This window comes from Azospirillum sp. TSO22-1, from assembly GCF_003116015.1.
Lineage (GTDB): Bacteria > Pseudomonadota > Alphaproteobacteria > Azospirillales > Azospirillaceae > Azospirillum.
The window spans coordinates 1-6,525 of record NZ_LGQZ01000206.1 but is presented as its reverse complement, the minus strand read 5'-3'; the positions used below and the strand labels follow the sequence as shown (position 1 = coordinate 6,525).

At 69.6% G+C, this 6,525-nt stretch carries 7 protein-coding genes and 1 pseudogene; 5 read left to right on the top strand and 3 right to left on the bottom strand.

Annotated features, from left to right (window positions below; all coding sequences use genetic code 11):
• Together TSO221_RS36995 and TSO221_RS33815 are read left to right on the top strand one after the other, a co-directional pair.
• Positions 1–194, top strand: a pseudogene (locus TSO221_RS36995) (NAD-binding protein); the annotation flags it as partial.
• A gap of 120 nt (positions 195–314) precedes the next feature.
• Positions 315–1,958 (top strand): pyruvate, phosphate dikinase, encoded by a 1,644-nt coding sequence (locus tag TSO221_RS33815; protein ID WP_109122848.1) that lies wholly within the window; start codon positions 315–317, stop codon positions 1,956–1,958.
• A gap of 3 nt (positions 1,959–1,961) precedes the next feature.
• On the opposite strand, the gene TSO221_RS33810 is transcribed toward TSO221_RS33815, so the two are convergent.
• Both TSO221_RS33810 and TSO221_RS33805 read right to left on the bottom strand, forming a co-directional pair.
• Positions 1,962–2,891 (bottom strand): histone deacetylase family protein, encoded by a 930-nt coding sequence (locus TSO221_RS33810; protein ID WP_109122847.1) that lies wholly within the window; start codon positions 2,889–2,891, stop codon positions 1,962–1,964.
• Between the two features lie 49 nt (positions 2,892–2,940).
• Positions 2,941–3,390 (bottom strand): CBS domain-containing protein, encoded by a 450-nt coding sequence (locus TSO221_RS33805; protein ID WP_109122846.1) that lies wholly within the window; start codon positions 3,388–3,390, stop codon positions 2,941–2,943.
• Between the two features lie 365 nt (positions 3,391–3,755).
• On the opposite strand from TSO221_RS33805, the gene TSO221_RS33800 reads away from it, so the two are divergent.
• The gene (locus tag TSO221_RS33800) at positions 3,756–3,962 is read left to right on the top strand and encodes a hypothetical protein (RefSeq protein WP_109122845.1); all 207 of its coding nucleotides are present in this window, start codon (positions 3,756–3,758) and stop codon (positions 3,960–3,962) included.
• Positions 3,963–4,057: 95 nt separating this feature from the next.
• Here TSO221_RS33800 and TSO221_RS33795 read toward each other — a convergent pair whose 3' ends face one another.
• A complete protein-coding gene (locus TSO221_RS33795) occupies positions 4,058–4,498 on the bottom strand; it encodes a GNAT family N-acetyltransferase (protein ID WP_109122844.1) in 441 nt (146 codons plus the stop codon).
• A gap of 461 nt (positions 4,499–4,959) precedes the next feature.
• Here TSO221_RS33795 and oxlT point away from each other — a divergent pair, with 461 nt between their 5' ends.
• Both oxlT and TSO221_RS33785 read left to right on the top strand, forming a co-directional pair.
• Complete coding sequence (gene oxlT / locus TSO221_RS33790) at positions 4,960–6,210, top strand: oxalate/formate MFS antiporter (protein WP_247878391.1); 1,251 nt, start codon at positions 4,960–4,962, stop codon at positions 6,208–6,210.
• Between the two features lie 233 nt (positions 6,211–6,443).
• Positions 6,444–6,525, top strand: an 82-nt coding sequence (locus TSO221_RS33785) for a 2-dehydropantoate 2-reductase N-terminal domain-containing protein (RefSeq protein WP_146208950.1), incomplete at its 3' end; no start/stop codon positions are given.

Here is a 6,525-nt window from a genome sequence, read left to right as displayed (position 1 = left end):
AGCGCACCTTCGATCCGGGCTTCCGCATCGAGCTGCACCAGAAGGACCTCAACCTGGCGCTGGCGGGTGCCCGGGCGCTGGGGCTGTCGCTGCCGAACACCGCGACCTGCCAGGAGCTGTTCAACGCCTGCGTTGCGCAGGGTGGCAAGGCGTGGGACCATTCCGCCATGGTGCGCGCGCTGGAGCTGATGGCCGGGCACGAGATCGGCCAGCGGGACGCGGCCCCGGAAGAGGACAGGACCAGCCTCGGCTACGTCCTGCGCCTGATGGTCGGGGCCTGCGACGAGCCGCAGCCGGCCTGACGGGAGGACACGATGCGGGATCCGGCCGGTGCGACGGGAGACGGACACGGGTCCTGGGTGGTCGCGTTCGGCGCCGCGCCCGGCGCCGCGCCGGGCGATCCGGTGGCGGTGCTCGGCGGCAAGGGGGCGGGGCTGGCCGCGATGGCAGCGCTCGGCATCCCGGTGCCGCCGGGATTCACCATCGTTGCCGAGGCCTGCCGCCGCACCCTGGCTGCCGGCACGCTGCCCGCCGGCCTGACGGAGGAGGTGCGGGCGGCGCTCCGCCGCCTGGAGACCGAGGCGGGCGCCGGCTTCGGCGATCCGCGCGCCCCGTTGCTGGTGGCGGTGCGCTCCGGCGCCCGCGCCTCGATGCCCGGCATGATGGACACCGTGTTGAACCTCGGCCTGAACGACGCGACGGTGGAGGGGCTGGCGGCCCGCGCCGGCGACGCGCGCTTCGCCTACGACTGCTACCGCCGGCTGATCCAGACCTACGCGCACGTGGTGCTCGGCGTCGCCGAGCACCGGTTCGAGGCGATCCTCGACGCCTGCAAGACCGAGCGCGGGCTCGTGCTCGACGCCGACCTCGGGGCGGAGGACTGGCGCCGCGTCGTCGCGCTGTACCGTGACGAGGTGGAGCGGCGCGCCGGGTGCGCCTTCCCGCAGGACCCGGCCGAGCAGTTGCGCGAGGCCATTGCCGCCGTCTTCCGTTCCTGGACCAACCCGCGGGCGGTCGCCTACCGGGCGCTGCACGGCATCCCCGACGACTGGGGGACGGCGGCGACGGTGCAGTGCATGGTGTTCGGCAACCTCGGGCCGGACTCCGGCACCGGCGTCGCCTTCACCCGCGACCCGTCCACCGGCGCGCCGGGCCTGAGCGGCGAGTTTCTGGCCAATGCCCAGGGCGAGGACGTGGTGTCCGGCATCCGCACGCCGGGCCCGCTCGCCGCGTTCGAGGCGAGGATGCCCGCGGCCTTCGCCGATCTGCGCGCCGTCGCCGAGCGGCTGGAGCGGCACTTCGGCGACGTGCAGGACATCGAGTTCACCGTGCAGCGCGGCCGGCTGTTTATCCTGCAGACGCGCACCGCCAAGCGCTCCGCCGCCGCCGCGGTGCGCATCGCCACCGATCTGGTGCACGAGGGGATCATCGACCGCGACACCGCGGTGCGGCGGGTGGACCCGTCGGCGCTGGCCGGGCTGCTGCGGCCGGTGCTCGATCCCCGGGCCCCGCGGACGGTGCTCGCCACCGGGCTGCCGGCCGCACCGGGCGCCGCCTGCGGCGCCGTCGCCTTCACGTCGGAGCAGGCCGTACAGATGGCCGGGCAGGGGCGGGCGGTGGTGCTGTGCCGGCCGGAGACCTCGCCGGAGGACGTCTACGGCCTGCACGCGGCCTGCGGCATCGTGACGACGCGCGGCGGCTTCACCAGCCACGCCGCCACCGTGGCGCGCGGCCTGGGCCGGCCGTGCGTGGTGGGCGTCCACGGCCTGCGCATCGACCTTGCGGGCGGCGCGATGACCTCGGCGCTGGGGATCACCGTGCGGGCCGGCGACACGGTGACGGTCGATGGCGTCACCGGCCAGATCGCGCTGGGCGCCGTGCCGATGATCCGGCCGGAGCCGTCCGGGCCGGCGGCCTTGCTCATGGAGTGGGCGGCCGATTTGGGCGTAACGGTGTAGCCGTCACACCCGCATCAGCGCCTGGAGATGGGCGGCGCAGCCCTCGGCGAGGCCGACGGGGTCGTAGCCGCCCTCCAGGACCGAGACGACCTTCCCCCCGCAATGCGTGTCGGCGAGCGCCACCAACTGCCGCGTCGCCCACTCGAAGTCGGCGTTGGTCAGCTGCAGCTGCGCCAGCGGGTCGCGCGCGTGGGCGTCGAAGCCGGCGGAAATGAACAGCAGCTCGGGCGCGAAGGCATCCACGGCCGGCAGCACGTCCACCTCCATGGCGCGGCGGAACTCGGCCGAGCCGGAGAAGGGGGGCAGCGGCGCGTTGACGATGTTGCCGGCCACACCACGCTCGTGCGCGTAGCCGGTGCCGGGGTAGAGCGGCGCCTGGTGCGTCGAGGCGAAGAACAGGTCCGGCTCGTCCTCGAACATCGCCTGCGTGCCGTTGCCGTGGTGCACGTCGTAATCGACGACGGCGACACGGGTCAGGCCATGCGCGGCGCGCGCGTGGGCGGCGCCGACGGCGACGTTGTTGAAGACGCAGAAGCCCATGGCGCGGGCCGGCTCGGCGTGGTGGCCGCACGGACGGACGGCGCAGAAGGCGCGCAGCGCCTCGCCGGCCAGCACCGCGTCCACCGCCGCGCAGACCGAGCCGGCGGCGCGCAGGATGGCGCCGCGCGATCCAGGCGACAGCAGCGTATCGGAATCGAGGCGGACGTAGCCCTTGTCGGGCACGGCCTCCAGCACCGCCTCCACGTAGTCGCGCGCGTGCACGCGCGCGAGTTGGTCGACGGTGGCCTCCGGAGCGTCGCGGCGCTCCAGGTGACGGAAGGCATCGCGGTCCAGCGCCTGCCAGACGACGTCCAGCCGCTTGGGACTCTCGGGGTGTCCCGGGCCGGTGTCGTGCTCGAAGCAGTCGCGGTGGGTGAAGATGAGCGTCGTCATGGAATCCCCGGCCCCGGAGGGCGCGCCGGGCGCCCCCCGAGGATGTGGTTCAGTGGTGGGCAAAGACCAGCGCCTCCCCGTTCGGCCGCTCGTGCGAGACGAACCCGTCGAGTTGCAGCCGGGTGAAGTCGCGGGCGCTGACCACGCCGACCAGCGTGCCGTCGTCGAGCACCGGCAGGTGGCGGATGTGGTGCCGGGTCATGAGTTGGAGGGCGTCGTGCAGGCTGTCGGAGGGCGAGCAGGTCACCGGCTGGCGGGTCATCAGCGCCGACACCGGCTGCCGCAGCAGGGCGCCGCCCTGGTCCAGCAGCGCGTAGACGATGTCGCGCTCGGACAGCATGCCGGCGACCGCGTTGCCCTCGGTGCGGCAGACGTCCTTGACCACGAGGGCGCTGATGTTCTCCGACTTCATCAGCCGGATCGCCTCGTCGATGGTGGAGCCCGAACGGACCGTGACGACCCGGGGCTCCTTGGTGCGGAGAATGTCCTCAACCCTCATGGCATGCCCTCCTTGAATGCGGCGGCCGCGTCGCGGCATCGCTGTGCGTATTGGTATACCAAATACAGTATGTCAGTCAAACAGTTTCTGCTGCGGAGGATTGGCGCTTTGGGGGTAGGGGGTGGATCAAGCGTGCCTGCGGACTGCGACTCGGCCGCACATCGTGTTGATGAGATTCCGCGCGGTGCGGGGCCTGAGCGCACTGCGGTATCGCGCCGCCTTGTCATGACGTTCGGCGGTGCAGCATGTTGGAAAGGCATTTCAGGTATTTCGTACCTGGTATACAAAATACCTTGCACTCACGGCCCAGCTGAGGCATAAGGGTATCGGACGCAGACGGAACCGCGACGACAGGAGTGACGGCCATGCTGGAGATCATCATTCTTTCCCTCGTGCTGTCGGTGTTCGGCGCCACGGTCCACCACATCCTCGGCCGGCGGCTCGTCACCATCGGGGCCGGTGGCGGGGTGGCCGCCGCCTGGACGCCGGAAAACCGCCTGCGCCGCGTCCGCACGGACATCGACGAGAGCGTTCCCGGCCCGGCCTGGGCCAGCTTCCCGCGCGCGTTCTGACGCGCGGGCCTTTCCGCCCCATCATTTCCGCCCAATGAAAAAGGCGGCCCCTCGCAGGGCCGCCTTTCGCTTGTCCGGACTCCGCTGAAGGCCGCTCAGGCCAGCGGCAGCACCAGCTGGAAGGCTTTGATGGTCATCCGCTTGCGGTGATAGAAGCGGTGGGCGTCGCCGCGCTGCACGCCGGAGATGATCTCCATCTGCGCGCAGCCGCGCTCGCGCGCCTCGTTGGCCAGCCAGTCGAACAGCTTGTCGCCCAGGCCGAGGGAGCGGTGCCTGGTCGAGGTGACGAGGTCCTCCACATACATGTAGCGGCCGCGCGACAGCGTTTCGTGGACGCGGAAGCCGCCGCAGCCCGCCACGTCCCCGCCGACGCGCAGGACCGCCAGATTGTAGCCGTCGTCCATCTGCCGGCGGACCTGGTCGCGGAAGGCGGCCTCGTCGGTCAGGTGGGTGCGGAGTTCCTTCACGATCGGGAAGCTCGCCGCGATGTCGTCGTCGGTGCGCGCCAGGGTGATCTCGATGGCCTGCTCGTTCATGGGGTGTCGTCCCTCCCTTATATAAGGTGTCTGCCTGACTGGCTTCTGGTATACAGTATGCCATTGCTCGGCGGCGAGCAAGAGGCCTCATTGGAGGGTGCCGCGCCGGCCGCAAGGGCATAGGCGGCAGGGCCGATCTCAGGCATGGACCTATCCGAAAGAGATTCGGAACGCGAACAATCTGCCGCGCAAAGAGTGCTTGCGCCGCATTTGGCATCTGGTATACCTTATTCCTAACACCGATCCGCGGCGCATCGCCCGCGACCGCGCGATCAACGAACTCTCGGCCGGCAAACGGCCCGGCTGGTCAGGTGGCGTCACTCGCCCGTGATCCTCCTCCAGCTCAAAAAAAAAGCAAGAGCGACAAGTATCCTCGTTGTAAAAGCTCGCTTCATAGGAGGAAGAGAGAAATGCACGAAGTGCACGCGGGAGGAAGCCAAGGCCCACTCGGTGGTCGTTGGATGCAGCTGGTCATCGGCGTGATCTGCATGTCGATGATCGCCAACCTCCAGTACGGCTGGACGCTGTTCGTCTCGCCGATCGAGGAAAAGTATCATTGGGGCCGTGCGGCGATCCAGGTTGCCTTCACCATCTTCGTGGTCACCGAGACCTGGCTGGTTCCGGTCGAAGGCTGGTTCGTCGATAAGTTCGGCCCGCGCATCGTCGTCCTCATCGGCGGGGCGCTGTGCGCCATCGCCTGGGCGATCAACTCGGTGGCGGACTCGCTGGTGCTGCTGTACCTGGGTGCTGCCATCGGCGGCATCGGCGCCGGCGGCGTCTACGGCACCTGCGTCGGCAACGCGCTGAAATGGTTCCCGGATCGCCGCGGCCTCGCCGCCGGCCTGACCGCCGCCGGTTTCGGTGCGGGGTCCGCGCTGACCGTCGTGCCGATCGCCAACATGATCCAGTCCTCCGGCTACGAGGCGACGTTCCTGTACTTCGGCATCGGCCAGGGCGCGATCGTCTTCCTGCTCGCCTGGTTCCTCGCCGAGCCGAAGCACGGCCAGGTTCCGGAGGCCAACAAGTCCGGCGTCGCGCAGAGCCGCGAGAGCTACACCCCGGTGCAGATGGTCAAGACCCCGGTGTTCTGGGTCATGTACCTGATGTTCACCATGGTCGCCGCCGGCGGTCTGATGGCCACGGCGCAGCTGGGGCCCATCGCCAAGGACTTCCACCTCGACGGCGTGCCGGTCTCGATCATGGGCCTGACGCTGCCGGCGCTGACCTTCGCGCTGTCCATCGACCGCGTGCTGAACGGCCTGACCCGTCCGTTCTTCGGCTGGGTGTCGGACAACATCGGCCGCGAGAACACCATGTTCATCGCCTTCGCCATCGAGGCGGTCGGCATCCTGGCGCTGAACCAGTGGGGCCAGCACCCGGTGGCGTTCGTGATCCTCACCGGTCTGGTGTTCTTCGCCTGGGGTGAGATCTACAGCCTGTTCCCGGCCTGCTGCGGCGACACCTTCGGTTCGAAGTTTGCCACCACCAACGCCGGCCTGCTGTACACCGCCAAGGGCACCGCGTCGCTGGTCGTTCCGTTCGCCAACATCGCGGTCGCTTCGACGGGCAGCTGGCAGGCGGTGTTCTTCTTCGCCGCCGCGGTCAACGCCATCGCCGCGTTCCTCGCCCTGTTCGTGCTGAAGCCCATGCGGGCCCGGCAGATGTCGGCCGACGTGCAGCCCTCGAAGCTGATCGTCGAACCCGCCAAGTAACCCGCTGCGCCGAAACGAATGCCGGGCCGGAGCACCCCTCCGGTCCGGCATTCGCGCGTCCGGGCGGAATTTCCACAGCGTGGACAGCGCCATTTTCCGCGTTGACATACGGTATCTGGTATACCAAACTCGGTATTTGTTGGGGCGGCCGATTGCTTGGCGCTCCGACCAACCAAGCGCGACCGGCAGCATCCACACAAAGACCGTAAACGGCCAAGCGGGAGAGACGCGGCATGAAGATCTGCATCTTTGGCTCCGGCGCCATCGGCGCCTACATGGGCGTGCGCCTGCACCAGGCGGGCGCCGAGGTCAGCC

What these genes read in the sequence shown, in the direction of transcription:
- TSO221_RS33815 (WP_109122848.1), top strand. Translation starts at nt 315, where the DNA reads ATGCGGGATCCGGCCGGTGCGACGGGAGACGGACACGGGTCCTGGGTG.
- TSO221_RS33795 (WP_109122844.1), bottom strand. Translation starts at nt 4,498, where the DNA reads ATGAACGAGCAGGCCATCGAGATCACCCTGGCGCGCACCGACGACGAC.
- TSO221_RS33800 (WP_109122845.1), top strand. Translation starts at nt 3,756, where the DNA reads ATGCTGGAGATCATCATTCTTTCCCTCGTGCTGTCGGTGTTCGGCGCC.
- TSO221_RS33810 (WP_109122847.1), bottom strand. Translation starts at nt 2,891, where the DNA reads ATGACGACGCTCATCTTCACCCACCGCGACTGCTTCGAGCACGACACC.
- oxlT (WP_247878391.1), top strand. Translation starts at nt 4,960, where the DNA reads ATGCAGCTGGTCATCGGCGTGATCTGCATGTCGATGATCGCCAACCTC.
- TSO221_RS33805 (WP_109122846.1), bottom strand. Translation starts at nt 3,390, where the DNA reads ATGAGGGTTGAGGACATTCTCCGCACCAAGGAGCCCCGGGTCGTCACG.